This window comes from Embleya sp. NPDC056575 (assembly GCF_042793325.1).
Classification (GTDB): Bacteria; Actinomycetota; Actinomycetes; order Streptomycetales; family Streptomycetaceae; genus Embleya.
In genome coordinates this window covers 62,791-82,783 of sequence record NZ_JBHTVA010000042.1, presented here as the reverse complement: position 1 = coordinate 82,783, position 19,993 = coordinate 62,791, and the positions used below count along the sequence as shown (strand labels likewise).

Here is a 19,993-nt window from a genome sequence, read left to right as displayed (position 1 = left end):
GTCTTCAGACCCCCGTCGGGCGTGGTGCTCGGCGGGGGTCTGAAGACACGCGCCGGCACGGTCTCCCCGGCCGGGTCCGCGACGAAGACTCGTCGCCGACCCGGCCGGAGCGTGTTCACCCCGCGCTCACCAGTGGTTGCCCTCGTCCAGCGGGCCGCCGTACCACTTCTCGATCAGGTACCGGGCGATGGACAACGACCCGGGCATCAGCACCTCACCCGTGTCGATCGCCTCCTTGAACTCGGCCCGGCCGAACCAGCGGGCCTCGGAGATCTCCTCGCCGTCCACGTGCACCCTGTCGTCCACCGCGTAGGCCATGAAGCCCAGCATCAGGCTGGAGGGGAACGGCCACGGCTGGCTCGCCACGTAGGTGGTGGCCGACGTCACCACGCCGACCTCCTCGTGCAGTTCGCGCGCCACCGCCTGCTCCAGCGACTCGCCGGGCTCGACGAAGCCCGCGAAGGTGGACCAGCGCCGCTCGGGCCACTGCGGTTGGCGGCCGAGCAGGCAGCGGTCGTCCCGGTCGAGCACGAGCATGATCACCGCCGGGTCGGTGCGCGGATAGTGCTCGGTGCCACAGGCCGGGCAGCGCCGCACGTGCCCGGCCGCGGCCGACTCCGTCGGCTGCCCGCAGCGGGCGCAGAACCGGTGCGTGCGATGCCAGTGGTGCAGCCCGGTGGCGTGCACGAGCAGCCCCGCGTCCCGGTCGTCGAGCAGCGTGCCCAACTCGCGCAGGCCGCCCTCGTGTCCGTCCTCGGCGGGCTCCGGCAACTTCTCGACGTCCACCGCGAAGTACGCCACGCCGGCCGCGTCCAGGCCGAGCAACCGGCGCTCGCCCACCGGCGCGCTCGCCGAGTCGACCAGGAGCAGGCGGGGTTCGCCCGCCTCGCCCGACCAGCGCGCCCGGCCCTGCGCCAGGACCAGTACGCGCGTGTCGGGCCGCGCCCACGCCGCGTCCAGCCACGCCTGGTCCAGGCGGTGTTCGGACGCCCGGTCGAGCGCGGATCGGGCCAGTGCCTGCCCGGCGACGGGCTTGGGGCGGATCAACGCTCGTCCCTCCCCGCCGCGGCGTCGCGCCGGCCCGCGGCCAGCTCTTCCCACAGATACGCGGCGGCCTCGGCGCCCTTGAGCAGCAGCGGCTTCTCGACCTTCTCGTCGATCGAGTGCCAGCCGTCGTCGGGCAGCGAGACACCCAGGAAGACCACCGGCGCGCGCAGCACGTCCTGAAGGTCCGCCTCCGGCCCGGAACCGCCCTCACGCGTGTACAGGATCTCGGTGTCGAACGCGCGGCCCATCGCCCGCACCACCGCCCGCAGCGCGGGGTGGTCGAGCGGGGTCAGGCAGGGCCGGACGCCGGTACCGAAGTCCAGCTCGCAGCGGATCCCGGCGGGCACCCGCTCGCTCACCCACGCGCGCACGACCCGCTCGATCTCGTCCGGGTCCTGCCGGTCCACCAGCCGGAAGGACACCTTCGCGTGCGCCGAGGTGGGCACGATGGTCTTGCGACCGGGGCCGGTGTAGCCGCCCCAGATTCCGTTGACCTCGGCCGTCGGGCGCGCCCACACCCGCTCCAGGGTGCTGTAGCCGGCCTCGCCGGCCGCCGCGCCGGACTTGGCGTTGCCCAGCCACACGCTCTCGTCGAACGGCAGCTTGGCGAACGACTCCCGCTCGTACTCGGTGAGTTCGCCGACCCCGGAGTAGAAGCCGGGGATGGTGACGTGCCCGTCCTCGTCGTGCAGCGCGGCGATCAGCCGGGCCAGCGCGGTCGCCGGGTTGGGCACCGCGCCGCCGAACGAGCCGGAGTGGATGTCCGCGCTCGGGCCGTGGAAGTCGATCTGCACCTCGGCGAGGCCGCGCATCCCGGTGCAGGTGCTGGGGGTGTCCGCGCCCCACATCCCGGTGTCGGAGACCACCACGACGTCGCAGGCGAGCCGGTCGCGACGCTCGCGCAGCAGCGCCGCCAGGTGCGGCGAGCCGGACTCCTCCTCGCCCTCGACGATCAGCTTGAGATTCACCGCGGGGGTGCTGCGTCCGGTCGCCGCCAGGTGCGCCCGCACCCCGAGCAGGTGGAACAGCACCTGCCCCTTGTCGTCCGCGGCGCCGCGCGCGTACAGCCGGTCGCCGACGTCGGTCGGCTCGAACGGCGGCGTGCTCCATCCGTCGGCGAGCGCCGCGGGCTGCACGTCGTGGTGTCCGTACACGAGCACGGTCGGCGCGTCCGGGTCGGCCGAGGGCCACTCGGCGAACACCGCCGGCAGCCCGGGCGTCTCCCACACCTCGACGATGGGGAACCCGGTGTCGCGCAGCGCGCCGCCCAGCCACCACGCGCTGCGGGCGACGTCGGCCGCGGCCGCGGGGTCGCCGGAGATCGAGGGGATGGCCAGCCAGGTGCGCAGATCGGCGAGGAAGTCGTCGGCGTGGGCGCCTATGTATTCGACGACGCCGCGGTCGGTGATGCTCATGGATTCGACCATATGCCCGTCCCCCGCGCAGGCGGCACGCGGCCGTCGCCGGGCGGAAAGCGCACGGCAGGCCGGCGGGCGGGTTACCGTCGGCCGATGACCACGTTGCGTGTCGCGACCTTCAACCTCCTGCACGGCATGGACCTCGCCGACGGCGTGTCGGATCCGGATCGGCTGCGCGCCGCGCTGGCCGATCTGGACGCCGACATCGTGGCCCTGCAAGAGGTGGACCGGCACCAGGAGCGCTCCGGCGGCGCCGATCAGGCGGCGATCGCGGCCGAGGCGCTCGGCATGTCCCAGTGGCGCTTCCTGGCCTCGGTGCACGGTGTCCCGGCGCCGATCTCGGGGTGGACGCAGGAGCCGCCGGTGCCGGGCGAGCGCCGGGTCTACGCGGCTAAAGAGCGGGGCGAGGGCGGGCCCGGATACGGCATCGCGCTGCTGTCCCGGCTGCCGGTCTCGCGCTGGCGGGTCCGCCGTTTCCCGGCCGCGCCGCTGAGCCTGCCGCTGCGGGTGCAGGGCCGGCCCGGCCTGACCCGGGTGCCGGACGAGCCCCGGGGCGTGCTCGCGGCGGTGGTCGAGGGGCCGCACGGGCCGTTCACGGTGCTCGCGGCGCACCTGTCCTTCGTACCCGGCTGGAACATCTCCCAGCTCGCCCGGATCCGCCGCTCCACCGCCGACCTGCCCGGTCCACAACTGCTGCTCGGCGACTTCAACCTGCCCGGCCGGATCCCGCAGGCGGTGGTCGGCCGGCGCGGACGCGGCGCGGGCGCGGTGCGCTGGCGCTCGCTGGCCCGGGTGCCCACCTACCCGTCGTACCGCCCGCGGGTCCAGTTCGACCACGTGCTCGGACACGGCATCGGCCCCGCCTCGGTGCGCCGCACCGAGGCGGTCCGCCTCGGCGTCTCCGACCACTGCGCCCTGGTGGTCGAGTTGAAGGTGGGCTGAGCCCGGGCGTCAGGCGCTGAGCCGGGCCCCGCGCAGGTCCTCGTGGCGGGCCACCACCGGGGTGTACTCCAGGAGCACCATCGCCGCGTCGTCCTGGAGCGGTCGGCCCACGTGTCGCCGCACGTCGGCCTCCAGCCGGTCGAGGGTGTCCTCCACGCCGGGCAGCGAGTCCGGCGCCCGATCGGGCAACGGGTAGAACTCGCCGGCCGGGTTGCGCGCCTCGATGATGCCGTCGGTGTACAGCAGCAGCCGGTCCCGCGGCAGCAGCGGCACCCGCAACACCGGCAGGTCGAGCCGGCGCAGGTCCATGATGCCCAGCGGCGGGGTCGGGGTCGGCGGGTCCAGCGCCTCGGCGCGCGCCGCGCGCAGCAGCAGCGGCGCGGGGTGGCCGCAGTTGAGGATGTCCACGCACGCCGGCTCCGGCGGGAAGCCGAGCAGGATCAGCGTGACGAACTCCTCGTCGTTCTCGCCGAGTCGCCGCTCCAGGCTGGCCGAGAGCCGGCGGGCCACGCCGGGCAGGTCCGGCTCCTCGTAGGCGGCCTCGCGGAACGCGCTGAGCACGGCGGCGGCGGTGCGCACCGCACCGAGGCCCTTGCCCCGCACGTCGCCGATCGCCACGCGGACGCCGAACGGCGTGGGCACCACCTCGTACAGGTCACCGCCGATCCGCGCCTCGGCCGCCGCCGCGCGATAGCGCACGCCGACGGTGAGCGGGCCCACCGTGCCGGGCACCTGGGGCAGCAGCACCTCCTGTGCCGCCTCGGCCACGCTGCGCACCTCCTCGATGGTGCGCTCCTGGCGCATGCGCACGTGTACGCCCAGCCACGCGGTGGTGGTCACCAGCGCGACCGAGAGCAGCGTGACGTACGGTTCGCCGCCGCCCCGGCCCTGGCCGAGCGCGGCCAGGGCCAGCGAGACCACGGCCGCGACACCGCCGGTGATCAGCGGACCGCGCGGCGCCGTCTGGGTGAGCCCGGACAGCGCCGGTGCCACCGCGAGCAGCGGACCCACGTGCACGTTCTCCGGGGTCGCGGCGGCCAGCACGACGACCGCGAGGATCACCAGGAAGGGCAGCAGGCGCAGGATCAGGTCGATCACCGGCAGCAGCGGACGATCACCCGCAACGCCGACGAGCCGCAGTGCCCGTCTCGTCTGTGCTGTTCCGCGCACCGGTGCCGTTTCCCGTCCCGTTCGAAGTTCGCCGTCGTGTCGATCCTCATAAACCATACGAGTGTCGGAATCCGGCCGCATCGGCCCATCCTCACCGTTGCCGGGTTTCCTCCGGATCAACGCGCCGGATCGTCGCCCGGTTCATCGGCTTCCAGGAACAACTGTTCCAATTCGTCCCGGCCGGGCAGCCCTCTGGGCCGGACGAGTTCCCCGGAGCGTACGTAGAGGAAGGCCGCCGATACCTTCTCCAGCGGCACGTCGGCGTATTCGGCCCAGGCCAGCCGGTAGACGGCGAGCTGGAGCGGGTCCGCGTCGTGGACCCGGTTGGTCTTCCAGTCGACCACCTCGAACCCGTCCCCCTCGCGGTAGACCGCGTCGATCCGGCCGCGCACGATCCGGCCGCCGAGGAACAGCTGGAAGGGCGCCTCGACCCGGTGTGGGGCGCGCCGACCGTAGGGCGTGCGCAGGAATGCCTCCTGGAGCGCGAGCAGATCGGCCTCGTCGGTGATCTCCTCGTCGGCCGCGCCCGGCAGGTCGTCGGGTTCGAGCAGCGGACGCTCGCCGAACAGCGACTCGACCCAGGCGTGGAAGCGGGTGCCGCGCCGGGCCGCCGGGGCGGGCGGTCGCGGCATCGGCCGGGCCAGCTCGCGCGCGAGCCCGTCGGGGTCGTTGGACAGGCGCAACATCTGGGACGCGGTCAACGTCGCGGGCAGCGGCACCTCGCGCACCCCGGACCGGCCGCGGCGCAGTTCCTCGGCCAGCCGGATCAGGTCCCGGTCCCACGACTCGATCAGGGCCAGCTCGTCCGGGGTCGGCCCCGGGTGGTGCCCCGGTGCCGGGCCCTCCACGGCGGGGTGCCCGGCACGCACCTCGTCCACGTGCTCGGCGGCGTCGTCGTGATCGCGCGAGGGCGGCGATGGCCCGGGGCCGGGCTCGGGTTCCGGTTGCGGCTCGGGGCCCGGGTCGGCCGGCGGCGGGGGCTCCCCCTCCGGCGGCGCGCCCTGATCCGGGTCGTCCGGAACATACGCCTCGTAGGCCTCGACGGGCACCGGCTCGTCGTACCCCCGGACCGGCCCGAATTCCGGCTCCACCGACGGATGCTCGGCCGCGTGGTCGACCCGGCGCGACGCCTCGCGCCGGGCCAGCTCCGCGAGCACGGCGTCGGCCGCCCGGCGGCGCTCGATCAACGCGGTCGCGTCCAGCGGCAGCGGCCAGGCGTGCTCGACGACGTCGGCCAGGTGCGGATTGACCGACTCGGCGGGCTCGGGCGTCCACACCTCGACCGTGCCGTTGCCCGCCAGGCAGTGGTCACGCAGTCGGGTGAGGAAGTCGGACGGGCCGCGCGGCTTCTTCTGGGTGGGGCCCCACCAGTGTCCGGACCCGATCAGGAGTTGTTTGGGCCGGGTGAAGGTGACATAGCCCAGGCGTAGTTCCTCGGTCTCCTGGTGCTCGCGCATCGCCGCGTCGAACGCCTTGAAGCCCTTGGGGGTCAGGTCGGGCAACACCGCGAGCGCGGCGGCGTCGCCGCGCAGCGGGTGCGGCAGGGCCCGGCCGTTGGTGATCCACTTGGTCTGCGTGCGCACGCTCGGGAAGACGCCGTCGATCAGTCCGGGGACGGCGACCACCTCCCACTCCAGGCCCTTGGACTTGTGCGCGGTCAGCACCTTCACCGAGTCGCCGGCCGTGGGCAGGCTGCCGTCCAGGCCCTTGTCGTGCTCGGCGGCGGTGCGCAGGAAGGCCAGGAACGCGGTCAGCGAGGGGTCGCCGTCCAGGTCGGCGAAACCCGCCGCGACATCCAGGAACGTGTGCAGCGTCTCCCGGCGGCGCGCGGCCAGCGCGCCCGGCGAGGCGGACAGCTCGACCTCCAGGCCGGTGCCCGCGAGCACCCGGTGCAGCAGGTCCATCAGCGGCTCGCCCAGGTGCCGGCGCAGATCGCGGATCTCGGTGGCCACCCGGGCGAACCGGCGGCGGGCCTCGGCGGAGAACGGGTACTGCTCGCCGGGGTCGGCGAGCGCGTCGGAGAGCGAGACCACCTCGGTCGGGTCGATCCCGGCCACCGCCTCCTCCAGGCGGGCGTCGGCGTCGTCGGCGCCCGCCCGCTCGACCCGGACCAGTTCGGCGGCCCGGCGCCCGAGCAGGGCCAGGTCGCGCGGCCCGATCCGCCAGCGCGGCCCGGCCAGCAGTCGCACCAGCGCGGAGTTGGCCGTCGGGTCGTCCAGCACCTCGCAGGTCGCCACCAGGTCGGCCACCTCGGGCAGGTGCAGCAGCCCGGACAGCCCGACCACCTCGACCGGGATGTCTCGCCGCACCAGGGCGGCGTGGATGTCCGCGAAGTCGGCGGCGGTGCGGGCGAGGACCGCGACGTCCCCGGCGGTGATCGGGGCGCCGTTCTTGTCCAGGACGGTGCCGATCGCGGTGCCGATCCGGTCCGCGAGCCAGTCGATCTCCTCGGCGTGGGTGGGCAGCAGCGCGGCGACCGTCCGGCCCTCGTGCTCGGCGCCGGGTCCCGCGCGCAGCGCCTCCACCCCGCTCTCGGGGGTGCGCAGCGGCGCCGACAGGTCGTTGGCGAAGCTCAGTATCCGGCCGCCGCTGCGCCGGTTCTCGGAGAGCGAGTAGCGGGCGGCGGGGCTGCCGTCGCGGTGCGGGAAGTGCACCGGGAACTCGTGGATGTTGGCCACCGACGCGCCGCGCCAGCCGTAGATGGCCTGGCACGGGTCGCCGACCGCGGTGACCGGGTGGCCGAGCCCGAACAGGCCCTGGAGCAGCACGCGTTGGGCGACCGAGGTGTCCTGGTACTCGTCCAGGAGCACCACCCGGTAGGTGTCGCGCAGGATCTCGCCGACCTCGGGCCGCTCGCCGGCGATCCGGGCGGCGTAGGCGATCTGGTCGCCGAAGTCGAGCAGGTCGCGCCCGCTCTTGGCGCGCGCGTACGCCTCGACCAGTCGGGCCAGGTCGAGCCGGTTGCGGGCCGCGTCGGCGGCCTTGCGGGCGGCGGCGGAGGGTTTGGCGGCGGCCTCCACCTCGGCCACGAAGGCCCGGTCCCATTCCCGCAGCTCCTCGACCGACACCAGGTGCTCGGCCAGCTCGCCGCCCAGGTGCAGCACGGCGGCGACCACGTCGGGCAGTCGGCCGGTGAGCGTGGGGAAGGGGCCGCGGGCGGTGCGCGCGGCCCGCGCGGCGAGCTGGAAGCGGGTCGCGTCGGCGAGCAGCCGGGCCGAGGGCTCCAGACCGATCCGCAGGCCGTGCTCCTGGAGGAGGCGGCCGGCGAACGCGTGATACGTGGACACGGTCGGCTCGCCGGCGTCCTCGTCGGCCGGGATCTCGCCGCCGCGCAGTTGCCCGATCGCCTTGCGCACCCGCTGGGCCAGCTCGCCGGCGGCCTTGTTGGTGAAGGTGAGGCCGAGCACCTGGTCGGGCCGGACCTGTCCGGTGCCCACCAGCCACACCACGCGGGCGGTCATCACCGTGGTCTTGCCCGACCCGGCCCCGGCCACGATCACGCCCGGCGCGAGCGGGGCGAGCACCGCGTCCAGCTGCTCCGGGGTGAAGGGGATCCCGAGCAGCCGACACAGGTCGTCCGGGTCGGTCAGTACGGCGTGCACCGAGGAAGACTAGCCCCGCACGGCGACAGGCACGGTCGCGGTGCGGGGCCGGTGCCCGGCGCGTGCCTTGAAGACACGCGCCGGGTCGGGTGCGCCGGTCAGGCGTCCTTGAACTGCCCCTTCAGGTCTTCCTTGGTGAACGACTCGGCGGGGGCGGTGGGCTCGCACTTCTGCTTGCCCTTGGTGAACTTCGCGGTGGCGTTGTTCTTGCCCTCCGACTTGACCATGAACGGGTAGGGCTTGCCCTTCTCCTGGACGTAGAGGGTGGTGGTCTCGCCCTCGTCGTCCTTCTTGCTGAGCGGGATCACCTTCACGCCGTCGATCTTGACCGGCTCACCCTTGGTCACCCCGTCGGTGGAGCCGTCGAAGAAGTCGGTCATGGACGAGACGCCGTCGTCCTCCTCGTCGACCGGGGACTTCAGGTACTTGCCGGCCATCTTCGACACGACCTCGTCGAGCATGCCCGTCGGCACGAACTCGCCCATCATCATCTTCCAGAAGGGCGCCTCGGCCCTCATGTACTGGTCCTTGCCGACGAAGATCACCTCGACACGGTTGCCGTCGATCGTCATCGTGCCCTGCATGTCCGCACCGCTGCGGATGCACAGGTCCATCTCCATCTTCGTTTCCTCGTCCTGCCCGCTGCCGACCATCTTGAAGTCGGGGACCGACTTCAGCAGTCGCTGCGCCTCGTCGGCCAACGCCTTGGCGTCGGTGCCCGCGTTCGACTTCTGCTCCGAGCCGCCGCAGGCGGTCAGGCCGACGAGGGCGAGGGCGACGACGGGGACGATCGCGGCCATGCGTGAAGTGCGCACGAAACTCCTTGATGCGGGACCGGAACCCGGGAGCGGGGTTCCTGCGCACGAGTATGGCGATGGCAAAATCCGCACGTCCCACCACCCCCGCCCGGTATCGCCGGGCACGGCGATCCGGCTACTCGACCGTCATCCGGCCTTCCGGACGGGCACTGCAACAGCGGCGGAAATCGCACCGGTCGCAGTGCGATCCCGCGGTCGGGGTGAACCGTTCGCCGATGATGCGACCGGCCACGTCGGCGAGCAGGCCGCCCACCCACGTACTCCCGTCCGGCTCGGGCAGCGGCGGGTCCTGGGCGAGCACCACCGGCTGCCCGGTCTCGCCCTTGTCCGCCGAGCGCAACTGGATCAGCTCGGCGCCGCCGGAGCCGGGCCGGCCGTCCGCGAAGCCGGGCAGGTCGTCGAGCGCCCCGTTGGCGACCGCCACCTGGTACACCGCGAGCTGCGGATGCCCCTCGACCTCGGTCCGGGTCGGCGGCCTGCGGCCGGTCTTGAAGTCCACCACGTACGCGAGTCCGTCCTCGCCGCGCTCGACCCGGTCCATCGAGCCCCGGACCACCACCCGGTACTCCCCCGCGGTCAGCTCGACCTCGAAGCCGTGCTCGGTGGCCGCGACGGTGCGGTGCCGCTCGTTGGTGTGCCAGGACAGGAACCGCTCCAGGGCGGTGCGGGCCTCGTCCTTCTGCTGCTCGGACTGCCACGGCGCGTCGAACGCCAACGCGTCCCACACCCGGTCGAGGCGGTCCATCAGCACCGGCAGCTCCGCCGCGGTGGCCCCCGTGCCCACCTCGTCGGCGAGCGCGTGCACCACGTTGCCGAACCCGAGCGCCGCCGAGCGCGGCGACTCGGCGTGCACCTCGCTGCCCAGGAACCAGCTCAGCGCGCAGTCGCGCACCTTGGCCACCGAACTGCCGGACAGCCGTACCGCGTCCGCCGGGTCCCGGATCGGCACCCCCGGGTCGGTCGGCGCCACCAGGCCCCACCACCGGTCCGGGTGCGCGGCCGGCACCAGCGGGTGCCCCTCGTCGTCGCGCAGGTCCGCGAGCGCGGCCAACCGGCGCGCGGCGGCCCGGCGCAGCACGGCCGGCGCCAGCGGGTCCACCGCCGCCGAGCGCAACTCGGCCACCAGCGCGGAGGTGGACAGCGGCCGCCGGGGCCGCTCCTTGACCTCCACCGGCGGCACACCCAGCTCCTCCAGGAACCGCGACGGCTGATCGCCGTCGTCGTAGCTGGAGTCGACCGCGGTCACCACCAGCCGCTCCTGCGCCCGGGTGACCGCGACGTAGAACAACCGCCGCTCCTCGGCGAGCAGCGCGCCGGGCGAGAGCGGCTCGGCCAGCCCGTCCGAGCCGATCCGGTCGGCTTCGAGCAGCGAGCCCCGTCGGCGCAGGTCCGGCCACAGGCCCTCCTGCACCCCGTGCACCACCACCAGGCGCCACTGCAGGCCCTTGGCCCGGTGCGCGGTCAGCAGCCGCACCGCCTCGCCGCGCAGGGCGCTGTCGTCGAGGCGGTCGCCCGCGATCTCCTGGGCCTTCAACTCGGCCAGGAAGTTCAGCGCTCCCCGGTGGCCGGCCCGCTCCTCGGCCTTGGCCGCCACCTCGAACAGGGCCACCACCGCGTCCAGATCGCGGTCCGCGTTGCGCCCGGCGGTACCGCCCCGCAACACCGCGCGCTCCAGCCGGCCCGGCCACGGGGTGCCCTGCCACAACTCCCACAGCGCGTCCTCGGTGGTCCCGCCGCCCGCCAGCACCTCGCGCGCCTTGCGAATCAGCAGACCGAGCCGCAACGCGCCGCCGCCGACCCGCTGCTCTATCCCGACCAGTTGCTCGGGCGCGGCCAGCGCGTCCCGGATCAGCTCGGCCGACGGCCGGGTGCCGGTCACCGTCGCGACCGACGCGGCGCGCTCCTCGGCCCGCAACGCCCGCCCGAGCAGGCGCAGATCGCCCGCGTCGAGCCCACCCAGCGGCGACTGCAACAACCCGCGCGCGGTCTCCGCGTCCAGCACGGCCGGGTCCGCCGCCACGTGCAGCGCGGTCAGCAGCGGCGCCACCGCCTGCTCGGCCGCGATCGGCAACTCGTCGCCGGCGATCTCGAGCGGCACCCCGGCGGCCGACAACGCCCGGCGCAGGCCCGGGATCGAGCGGGCACCGGAGCGCACGAGCACGGCCATCCGCCCCCACGGCACGCCGTCCTCCAGGTGCGCGCGGCGCAGGATGTCGGCGGTGTTGTCCAACTCGGCGCCGGGCGTGGGATACGTGTACACCTCGACCCGGCTCGGGTCCTCGGCTCCCGACACCGACGGGATCAGCTCGCGGTGCGCGCGTACCCGATCGGCGGGCAGCCGGCTCAGCGCCATGCGTTGCGTGACCACGCGCGAGGCGGCGAGCAGGCCGGCCGGTGCCCGGCGCGAGGTGCGCAGCACCACGATGTCGGCGGGTTCGCCGTCGGCGCGCGGGAAGCGGTGCGGGAAGTCGAGGATGCCGTTCACGTCGGCGCCGCGGAACGCGTAGATGGACTGGTCCGGGTCGCCCACCGCGATCAGGTCCCGTCCGTCCCCGGCGAGCGCGGCCAACAGGCGCACCTGTGCGGGGTCGGTGTCCTGGTACTCGTCGACGAACACCGCCTTGTAGCGCCCGCGCAGGATCGCGGCGGTCTCCGGCCGCTCGGCCAGCAGCACCGCGCGGTGCACGAGTTCGGCGTAGTCCACCACGCCCTGTGCGTCGATCACGTCCAGGTATTCGGCCAGGAAGTCGGCCGCGGCCCGCCAGTCCCGTCGCCCGGTGTCCTCGGCGAACCGGGCCAGTGCGTCCGGGTCGAGCCCGATCTCGCGGCTGCGCGCGATCACCGCGCGCACCTCGTCGGCGAAGCCGCGGGTGCCCACCGCCGCGCGCAGTTCGGCGGGCCAGGTCAGGCTGCCCTCCTCGACCCCGCCCGCGAGCAGTTCACGCACGAACACGTCCTGCTCGGGGCCGGTGAGCAGGCGCAGCGGATAGCTGAACAACTCGGCCGGCTGGTGCTCGCGCACCAGGGCGTAGCAGAAGGAGTGGAACGTGGTCGCGGTCGGCACCGTCGCGGTGCGCGCGCCGGCCGCGCGCAGCCGGGCGGTCAACCGGTCGCGCAATTCCCCCGCCGCCTTGCGGCCGAAGGTCAGGACCAGGATCTCCTCGGGCCGGATCCCGCGCGCGACCCGCTCGGCGACCGCCTCCACGAGCACGGTGGTCTTGCCGGTGCCGGGACCGGCGAGCACGAGCAGCGGGCCGCCCCGGTGCTCGATCACCGCCCGCTGGTAGGCGTCGGGGGTCACGGGCGCGGGCGGGGCCACGGGAGTACGCCGCAGCCGGTACGCCGGGGTCGGGGTGGTCATCTGGCCGGGGGTGCCTTCGGGTCGCCGTCGAATCCTGCTGCTGCTCGGGCCGGGCCGGCCGCGTCACACGGGCCGTGCCGGGCGGCGCGCCGGGGCGGACGTCGCCGGGCGCGGCACCGGGTCGCGACCTCGGAGAGGGTGGCCGCGCCCCGGTCGGCAGGGCGCGGCCGTTGCCCATCAGATCACATCCGGCTCTCCCGCCCGGGGAGCACACCCGCATCGCGGGTGCCCCGAACACCGGCACGGCGCCCCGGTTCGTCCCCGATCGTCAGGGAATCGGGGGAAGTTCCGGCTCCTGCGGCACGTCCTCGGGGTCCGGCGTCCAGCGCGCCCGGGTCATGTCCACCCGCTCGCCGCCGGAGCGCAGCGGGGTGTCCTCGGCCCGGTAGTGCTTCGGCGCGCGCACCGCGTGACTCGGCGGCAGCGAGCCGTCCGCCCGCACCACCCGCCACCAGGGCACCCCGCCGCCGTACAGCGCCATCACCCGGCCGACCTGCCGGGGACCGCCGTCCTGAAGGGCCTCGGCGATGTCCCCGTACGCCATCACCCGCCCGGCGGGAATGCGCTCGACCAGGTCGAGCACCCGCTCGGCGAAGGGGTTAGGGTCACTCATCCGCACATGGTGACAGAGTCGTCGGACACCTGGTCCGGCGGCCGCCGATCCCCTTTCGGCGGCACTTCGGCGCGGCCGGGCGCGAACCGGGGCACGGGTCGTGGCACCATCGACGCGGCGGTGACGGGTGATACGAGACCATGACGAGACATTCGCGAGGGGTGCCCCCGGGAACGGGCGCGCCCTCGTAGTCGAACCCTCGCAACCCCTGCGGGTACACCGTTCGTCCGATTTGATCCGAGTCCTGCTCGGGGTGCTCGCCCTGGGTGTGGTCTTCTTCCTGGCCAGTATCGCCCGCCAGACCACCTCCGGTCTGGAATCGGACATCGTGCGCGGCGCGCAGAACAGCACGCCGCACCTGCTGCTCAACCTGTCCGGCGGGGTGTTCGCCGTCGCGGTGCTCGTGGTGCCGGTGGCCTATGGCATCGAACGCCTGATCAGCCGGGACGGGTTGCGGGTCGCCGACGGGGTGATCGCCGCCGCGGCCACCTACCTGGCCTCGCTCGGCCTGGACTGGTGGATCACCGGCCCGGGCCCCGAGGCGCTGCGCGACGCGCTCACCCGCCCACTGCCGCTGCCGCAGACCGGCTGGACCGATCCGGTGCACGGCTATCTCGCGCCGATCGTCGCCTACGTCACCGCGGTCGGCCTGGTGCGCCGACCGCGCTGGCAACTCGTGGTGTGGACGCTGCTGCTGCTGAACGCGGCGACGGTGCTGGTCGGCGGTTACACCACCCCCGTCGCGCTGCTCACCAGCGTGCTGTTCGGGCGCACCATCGCCTACGCCACGCTGTACGCGGTCGGCCTGCCCAACACCCGCCCGCCGGCCGAGTCGGTGGTCGCCGCGCTGCGCCGGTTCGGCCTGGTCGCGCTGTCGTGCGTGCGCACCGACGACGGCCCCGAGGAGACCCGCCGCTACGCGGTCCGGCTGGCCGACGACCGCCTGCTCGACGTGACCGTGCTCGACCGCGACCAGCAGGCGTCCGGCGCGATCTACCGGTTCTACCGGCGGCTGGTGTTGCGCGGGGTCACCCAGCGCCGCACCGTGCTGTCCACCCGGCGCGCGCTCGAACAGGAGTCGCTGATGGCGTACGCGTGCGCCGACGCCGGCGTGCGCGCGCCGCGCCTGGTGGCCACCACCGAAGTGGGCCCGGACGCCGCGCTGTTGGCCTACGCGCACGTGCCCGGCCGCACCCTGGACACGCTCGACGACGAGGAGATCACCGACGAACTCCTGGCCCGGGTGTGGCAACTGCTCGGCCTGCTCCAGGCGCACCGGCTCACCCATCGCCGACTGGTCGCGGAGAGCATCCTGGTGGACGGCTCCGGCGAGCCGTGGCTGGTGGACCTGCGGGCCGGCGAGATCGCGTCGAGCGACCTGGCGCTGCGCATCGACACCGCGCAGTTGCTCACCACGGTGGCGCTGCGGGTGGGCGAGGAGCGCGCCGTACACACCGCCGCCGAGGTGCTGGGCGCGGACACCGTCGCCGCGTGCCTGCCGCTGTTGCAAAAGGTCGCGCTCAGCCGCAGCACCCGCTCGGTGCTGCGCAAGGACAAGAACCTGCTCTCCCGGATCCGCGAGCAGATCCTGGAACTGCGCCCCCAGGCCGAGGTCGAGCCGGTGCGTCTGGAGCGGGTGCGCGCACGCACCCTGGTCTCCGTGGTGGCGAGCGCGTTCGCGGGCTACTTCCTGCTGTCCCAGCTCAGCCACGTCGATCTGGGCGAGATCTTCGCGAGCGCCAACTGGGGCTGGGCGGCGATCGGCCTGCTGGCCGCCTCGCTCAGCTACGTGTGCGCCGCGCTGATGTTGCTGGGCTACGTACCGGAGCGGTTGTCGCTGTATCGCACCACGATGGTGCAGCTCGCGGGCTCGTTCGTGAAGCTGGTCGCCCCGCCGGCGGTCAGCGGCGTCGCGTTGAACACCCGGTATCTGCAAAAGGCCGGGATTCCGCCCGGCCTGGCCGCGGCCAGCGTCGGGGTCTCCCAACTCGGCGGACTGGTCTTCCACGTCGGCCTGTTGGCCTTTTTCGGCTACATCGCCGGCACCGCGGAGACGCCGTCCTTCGCCCCGTCCGGCGCGGTGATCGCGGGCCTGCTGGTCCTGGCCCTGGTGACCTTGCTGGTGATGGCCGTACCGCCGCTGCGGCGCTGGATCGTCAAGCAGTTGCGCCAGTTGTTCTCCGGGATCGTGCCGCGGCTGCTCGACGTGCTGCAGACGCCGACCAAGCTGGCGGCGGGGCTGGGCGGCACGGTGTTGCTGACGCTGACCTTCATCCTGTGTCTGGACGCCAGCGTGCGGGCCTTCGGCGGCTCGGCCAACTTCGCCGCGATCGCGGTGGTCTTCCTGGCGGGCAACGCGATCGGCTCGGCCGCGCCCACGCCGGGCGGCATCGGCGCGGTGGAGGCGGCCCTGATCGCGGGCCTGACCAGCACCGCACGCCTGCCCTTCGAAACCGCGACGGCCGCGGTCCTGCTCTACCGCTTCCTGACCTTCTGGCTCCCCGTCCTGCCCGGCTGGCTCGCCTTCACCCACCTGCAACGCAAACAGGCGATCTGAACACCCGGCACCCTCCGGCGGCCAAACCCATCCCCACAACCCAAAAACGCCGAACGGGCCGAATTTCGACCCGTCCGGCGTTCGAGAACACCCGAAACAGCAGGACCCCCGAAAGAGCAGGCACCCCACCAAGCCGAGCCACTCCAGCCCGTCCGGCGTTCGAGGACACCCCCGGCCGGAGGCCGGGCGAGTGCCACGGCCGTCCGGCCCCGAGGACCTAGTAGACCGGCTTCTCCGGCTCGATCTGGTTGACCCAACCGATCACACCGCCACCGAGGTGCACGGAGTCCTTGAAGCCCGCGGCGTGCAACACGGCCAACACCTCGGCCGACCGCACACCGGTCTTGCAGTTGAGCACGATCCGCTTGTCCTGCGGCATGTCCTCCAGGGCACGGCCCATCAGGAACTCGTTCTTCGGGACCAGGCGCGACCCCGGGATCTGCACGATCTCGTACTCGCCCGGCTCCCGCACGTCGATCAGGTCGATGTTCTCGCCGGCGTCGAGCCACTCCTTGAGCTGCCGGGGCGTGATCGTGGACCCGAGCGCGGCCTCCTGGGCCTCCTCGGAGACCACGCCGCAGAACGCCTCGTAGTCGATCAGCTCGGTGACCGTCGGGTTCTTGCCGCAGACCGCGCACTCGGGGTCCTTGCGGACCTTGACCGTGCGGTAGGTCATCTCCAGCGCGTCGTAGATCATCAGCCGGCCGACCAGCGGCTCGCCGATACCCTGGAGCAGCTTGATCGCCTCGTTGACCTGGATCGACCCGATCGACGCGCACAACACGCCGAGCACGCCGCCCTCGGCGCAGGAGGGCACCATCCCGGGCGGCGGCGGCTCCGGGTACAGGCAGCGGTAGCACGGCCCGTGCTCGGACCAGAACACGCTCGCCTGACCGTCGAAGCGGTAGATCGAGCCCCACACGTACGGCTTGTTCAGCAGCACGCAGGCGTCGTTGACCAGGTAGCGGGTGGCGAAGTTGTCCGTGCCGTCGACGATCAGGTCGTACTGCGCGAAGATCTCCATCACGTTGTCGGCCTCGAGCCGCTCCTCGTGCAGGACGACCTCGGTGTACGGGTTGATCTCCTTGACCGAGTCGCGCGCGGACTCGGCCTTCGAGCGGCCGATGTCGCTCTGCCCGTGGATGATCTGGCGCTGGAGGTTGGACTCGTCGACGGTGTCGAACTCGACGATGCCGAGCGTGCCGACACCCGCCGCGGCGAGGTACATCAACGCCGGCGACCCCAGGCCGCCTGCGCCCACACAGAGCACCTTGGCGTTCTTCAGCCGCTTCTGCCCGGCCATCCCGACGTCGGGGATGATCAGGTGGCGCGAGTAACGACGGACCTCGTCGACGGTCAGCTCGGCGGCCGGCTCGACCAGAGGTGGTAGCTGCGACACGGAAACTCCGATGGTCGGACTGTCTAATCTCGGCTCTTTTCCTACCGCAACAGTGTCACGCTCGTCCCGATTCCCGGGCACCGGGTCCGGTCCGTGAGATGTGCGTGCGGCAGCGCCGCCGAGCACCCGCGAGGGCGCCCGGCGGTGCGGGACGCGACTACTTGGTGAGCTTGCCCGACGGGTACGGCCACGGGTTGGCCTCGCAGGTCTCACCCTTCATCGAGCCCTCGCTCGCGACCCGGGTCTTGGTCTGCTGCATCATCACCGGAGCCAGGCCCGCCCCGATGCCGCCCGCGCCGCACGCCTTCTCGTGGTTGTGTCCGAGCCGGTGGCCGACCTCGTGGTTGATCAGCATCTGCCGGTAGCCGACGATGTCGTCGCCGTAGGCGGTCGAACCCTGGGCCCAGCGCCAGGCGTTGATCATCACCCACCGGGTGCCGTACGCGTCGCAGGAGACGTTGTCCTCGCTGGTGTCGCCGACCAGGGGGCTGCACGTCTTGTGCACCGTCCCCGGGCTGGCCAGCCGCACCACGAAGTCCGCCTTCGGCGAATTGTCGGTGCGCTCGAAGGTCAGCCCGCCGCTCGCCCAACTGCGCTTGTCGTTCAGCGTCTTCTGCACCGTGGTGGCGAACAGTTCGCCGTCGAGTTGCAGGCCCTGCTCGATCTCCACCGCGTAGGTGTACTTGCGCCCCGGACCGGGGGCGGCCTCCTTGCCGGGCACGGTGTCGAACTTGTTGCCCAGTCCCAGCTTCGGATCCAGCGGGAAGCGCAGGGTGAGCTGGTCGGTGGTGGTCGGCGACTGGGGCGTGGGCAGCGGCAGCGCGGAGGCGCTGCCGGGGGCGACCGGGTCACGCTCCGAACCCCGCGAGGCGGCCTGGTCGGTGGGCCGGTGGCCCGCGCCCGGCGCGGCCTGGTCGTCGCCGGACGCCTGGGTCGACGTGCCCTCGTCGGGCATCTGCAGCACGACCGCGCCGGCGAGCACCGCGCCGGTCACCACCACGCCGCCCGCCGCGACCAGCGTGCGCCGTCCCTTGCGCGGCGCGGGCCGGTTCGCCTTGCGGGTCTGCGCGCGACCTCGCGGCGGGGCGCTGCCGGTGTCCGGCTCGAAGCCGTGCTCCGGCTCGGGTTCGACGTGCGGGGGCCGCGGGTCGGCGAAGTCGTCGCCCGGCTCGGTCGCGAACGAGAGTTGTTCCAGGTCGAGTTCGGGTCCCGAGCCGACCCACGACTCGGCCTCCATCGCGTACTGTCCCACTCCGGGCGAATCGATCCGGGCGGGCTCCGCGGGCAGGTCGTGGAGCGCGTCGATCGACGGATCCTCCACCGGCGCCACGACCGGGTACCCGCCCGAGGTGTCGTAGCCGTAGCCGACGAAGCTCTGCGGCTCGAACGTGGTGGTGTCGTAGGTCGGCGCGGCGGGCGCCTCGACCGCGGCGTGCGTCCCGCTCTGGTAGGCGTCCGCGGCGTACAGGTCGTTGGCGTAGCCCACACCCGCGTAGCCGCCCGTGGCGTAGCCGTCGCCGCCGAAGGACCCGGTGTCGAAGGTACCCGTGTCGAACGCGGGCGCGCCGAACGTGTCGGTGCCGTACCCGTCGGTCACGAAGTTCTGCGCGGGGTAGCCGCCGGTCCGCGGCTGCGCGTCGTAGGGCTCCAGCGGGTCGTCCCAGTGCGCGGGCGTACCGGGCATCGTCCCGACCGCCGCCCAGGTGCCGGAGTCGGCCGCCGGCGCGGGGTGCTCCCAGCCGTGCTGCACGGCCTCGTAGCCGTAGGACCCGGTGTGCTGCCCGTCGGTGGGATATCCGCCGTAGCCCTGATCCACGGGGTACCCGTGGTAGCCGGTGTCCTGCTCGACGTACCCGGAGGCATACGACGTGTCGGTCGGGCCGGCGGCCCAACCGCCGGTGTATCCGCCCTCGTGGACCTGTCCGTAGTCGCCCTGCTGCGGCACCGCCGCGTAGCCGCCGGAGAGTCCGTCGTCCGGCAGCTCCTCGCCGCCGTACTGCACGCTCGTCTGCACGCCCGAATGACGTCCCATGAGTCTGCGTTCACCCCACCACGTTCGACGGCGAGAGGGCCCCGTCGAGTAGTTCGCGGAAACCCCGGGCCACCACGCGGGGGTGTTCGAGCATGGCCACGTGCCCGGAGTCGGGCACCACGAGCAGTCGGGCGTCGGGGAAGGTCTCGGTGGCCCGCTTGGCCATCCGCGGGTCGACCAGGCGGTCCCGACGACCGTAGACGAGCAGTGTCGACGCCCGCACCTCGGCCGCCTGCCGCCACAGCGCCCGGCTGCCGCGCTCCAGGTAGGCCCCGATCACCGACCGGGTCGAGTGCGAGAACGCGTCCATCATGTACGGGAGTTCGAGCCGGCGCCGATATTCGGCCGCGGCGTCGGCGAAGGCCTTCTCACCGACCGCGCCCGGGTTGCCGTACATCATCGCGATCGACATCCGGGTGCGTTCCTCGGGTGTCATGTTCCGACTGATCCGCAACAGCGCGCGGCCCACGCCGGGCACCCCGAGCAGCGCCGTGGGCACCACCGACGGGCGCACCCGCAGGTCCGGCAGCGCGGGCGAGATCAGGGTCAGCGTGCGGACCAGGTCCGGGCGCCGGGCGGCGAGCCGGGTGGCCACCGCCCCGCCCATCGAGTTGCCGAACAGATGCACGGGACCCTTGCGCAGCGACAGGATCGCGCCCTCGACCGCGCGACAGTGCGCGGAGATCGAGTAGTCGCCGTTGCGCGGCGGCGCGGAGTATCCGAATCCGGGCAGGTCGATCAGCTCCACGGAAAGATCCGACCGCAGCTCGGCCGCGAGTTCCGTCCAGTTCAGCGACGAACCGCCGAGCCCGTGGATCATCATCGCGGGCGGCAGGTCGGCGTCGCCGAGCGCGTCGCGGCGCACCACGACCTCGCTACCGCTCCCGACCTCGACCGTTCGCGCAGGCCAGGGCGTCGGATCGGCGTCGCTTGCGGGGCTCAGGGTCGTCACGGTGGGCAATATTACGAGATGATCACTGGGACGGAAGGGGTGATGCCCCGACCGTCTTCGCGCGGCAGGGTGGTCTCGGCGC

The 19,993-nt window shown here is 73.3% G+C and carries 12 protein-coding genes; 2 read left to right on the top strand and 10 right to left on the bottom strand.

The features are described 5' to 3' along the window. Positions 1–126: 126 nt before the first annotated feature. The gene (nudC, locus tag ACFRCG_RS29945; RefSeq protein WP_380037134.1) at positions 127–1,047 is read right to left on the bottom strand and encodes an NAD(+) diphosphatase; all 921 of its coding nucleotides are present in this window, start codon (positions 1,045–1,047) and stop codon (positions 127–129) included. Then, positions 1,044–2,462, bottom strand: coding sequence for a dipeptidase (locus ACFRCG_RS29940; RefSeq protein ID WP_380037132.1), 1,419 nt, complete (start codon positions 2,460–2,462; stop codon positions 1,044–1,046). Before ACFRCG_RS29940 ends, nudC begins: the two co-directional genes overlap by 4 nt. Before the next feature lie 96 nt (positions 2,463–2,558). On the opposite strand from ACFRCG_RS29940, the gene ACFRCG_RS29935 reads away from it, so the two are divergent. Then, entirely contained in the window at positions 2,559–3,407 is an 849-nt protein-coding gene (locus ACFRCG_RS29935; protein ID WP_380037130.1) for an endonuclease/exonuclease/phosphatase family protein, read from the top strand. Between the two features lie 9 nt (positions 3,408–3,416). On the opposite strand, the gene ACFRCG_RS29930 is transcribed toward ACFRCG_RS29935, so the two are convergent. The 5 genes from ACFRCG_RS29930 to ACFRCG_RS29910 form a co-directional block, all read right to left on the bottom strand. After that, positions 3,417–4,577, bottom strand: a complete 1,161-nt coding sequence (locus tag ACFRCG_RS29930) for a PP2C family protein-serine/threonine phosphatase (RefSeq protein ID WP_380037128.1) — start codon at positions 4,575–4,577, stop codon at positions 3,417–3,419. 116 nt (positions 4,578–4,693) lie between these two features. Next, positions 4,694–8,179: a UvrD-helicase domain-containing protein gene (locus tag ACFRCG_RS29925; RefSeq protein ID WP_380037126.1), complete on the bottom strand. Its 3,486-nt coding sequence runs from the start codon at positions 8,177–8,179 to the stop codon at positions 4,694–4,696. A 98-nt stretch (positions 8,180–8,277) separates the two neighbouring features. Continuing rightward, entirely contained in the window at positions 8,278–8,994 is a 717-nt protein-coding gene (locus ACFRCG_RS29920) for a hypothetical protein (RefSeq protein ID WP_380037124.1), read from the bottom strand. Between the two features lie 118 nt (positions 8,995–9,112). Beyond that, the gene (locus ACFRCG_RS29915) at positions 9,113–12,358 is read right to left on the bottom strand and encodes an ATP-dependent helicase (RefSeq protein WP_380037122.1); all 3,246 of its coding nucleotides are present in this window, start codon (positions 12,356–12,358) and stop codon (positions 9,113–9,115) included. A gap of 268 nt (positions 12,359–12,626) precedes the next feature. Next, on the bottom strand, positions 12,627–12,971 hold the full coding sequence (locus ACFRCG_RS29910) for an MGMT family protein (protein ID WP_380037120.1): 345 nt from the start codon (positions 12,969–12,971) through the stop codon (positions 12,627–12,629). 232 nt (positions 12,972–13,203) lie between these two features. Here ACFRCG_RS29910 and ACFRCG_RS29905 point away from each other — a divergent pair, with 232 nt between their 5' ends. Next, on the top strand, positions 13,204–15,528 hold the full coding sequence (locus ACFRCG_RS29905) for a YbhN family protein (protein ID WP_380037118.1): 2,325 nt from the start codon (positions 13,204–13,206) through the stop codon (positions 15,526–15,528). Positions 15,529–15,745: 217 nt separating this feature from the next. On the opposite strand, the gene moeZ is transcribed toward ACFRCG_RS29905, so the two are convergent. From moeZ to ACFRCG_RS29890, 3 genes are all read right to left on the bottom strand, one after another. Further along, complete coding sequence (gene moeZ, locus ACFRCG_RS29900) at positions 15,746–16,927, bottom strand: adenylyltransferase/sulfurtransferase MoeZ (RefSeq protein ID WP_379994695.1); 1,182 nt, start codon at positions 16,925–16,927, stop codon at positions 15,746–15,748. A 157-nt stretch (positions 16,928–17,084) separates the two neighbouring features. After that, positions 17,085–18,959, bottom strand: coding sequence for a DUF3152 domain-containing protein (locus ACFRCG_RS29895; protein WP_380037116.1), 1,875 nt, complete (start codon positions 18,957–18,959; stop codon positions 17,085–17,087). A gap of 10 nt (positions 18,960–18,969) precedes the next feature. Beyond that, positions 18,970–19,911 carry an alpha/beta fold hydrolase gene (locus ACFRCG_RS29890; RefSeq protein WP_380037114.1) on the bottom strand — a complete coding sequence of 314 codons (942 nt, stop codon included), beginning with the start codon at positions 19,909–19,911 and terminating at the stop codon, positions 18,970–18,972. Between the last annotated feature and the right edge of the window lie 82 nt (positions 19,912–19,993).

What these genes read in the sequence shown, in the direction of transcription:
- ACFRCG_RS29910 (WP_380037120.1), bottom strand. Translation starts at nt 12,971, where the DNA reads ATGAGTGACCCTAACCCCTTCGCCGAGCGGGTGCTCGACCTGGTCGAG.
- ACFRCG_RS29935 (WP_380037130.1), top strand. Translation starts at nt 2,559, where the DNA reads ATGACCACGTTGCGTGTCGCGACCTTCAACCTCCTGCACGGCATGGAC.
- ACFRCG_RS29915 (WP_380037122.1), bottom strand. Translation starts at nt 12,358, where the DNA reads ATGACCACCCCGACCCCGGCGTACCGGCTGCGGCGTACTCCCGTGGCC.
- ACFRCG_RS29895 (WP_380037116.1), bottom strand. Translation starts at nt 18,959, where the DNA reads ATGGGACGTCATTCGGGCGTGCAGACGAGCGTGCAGTACGGCGGCGAG.
- ACFRCG_RS29940 (WP_380037132.1), bottom strand. Translation starts at nt 2,462, where the DNA reads ATGAGCATCACCGACCGCGGCGTCGTCGAATACATAGGCGCCCACGCC.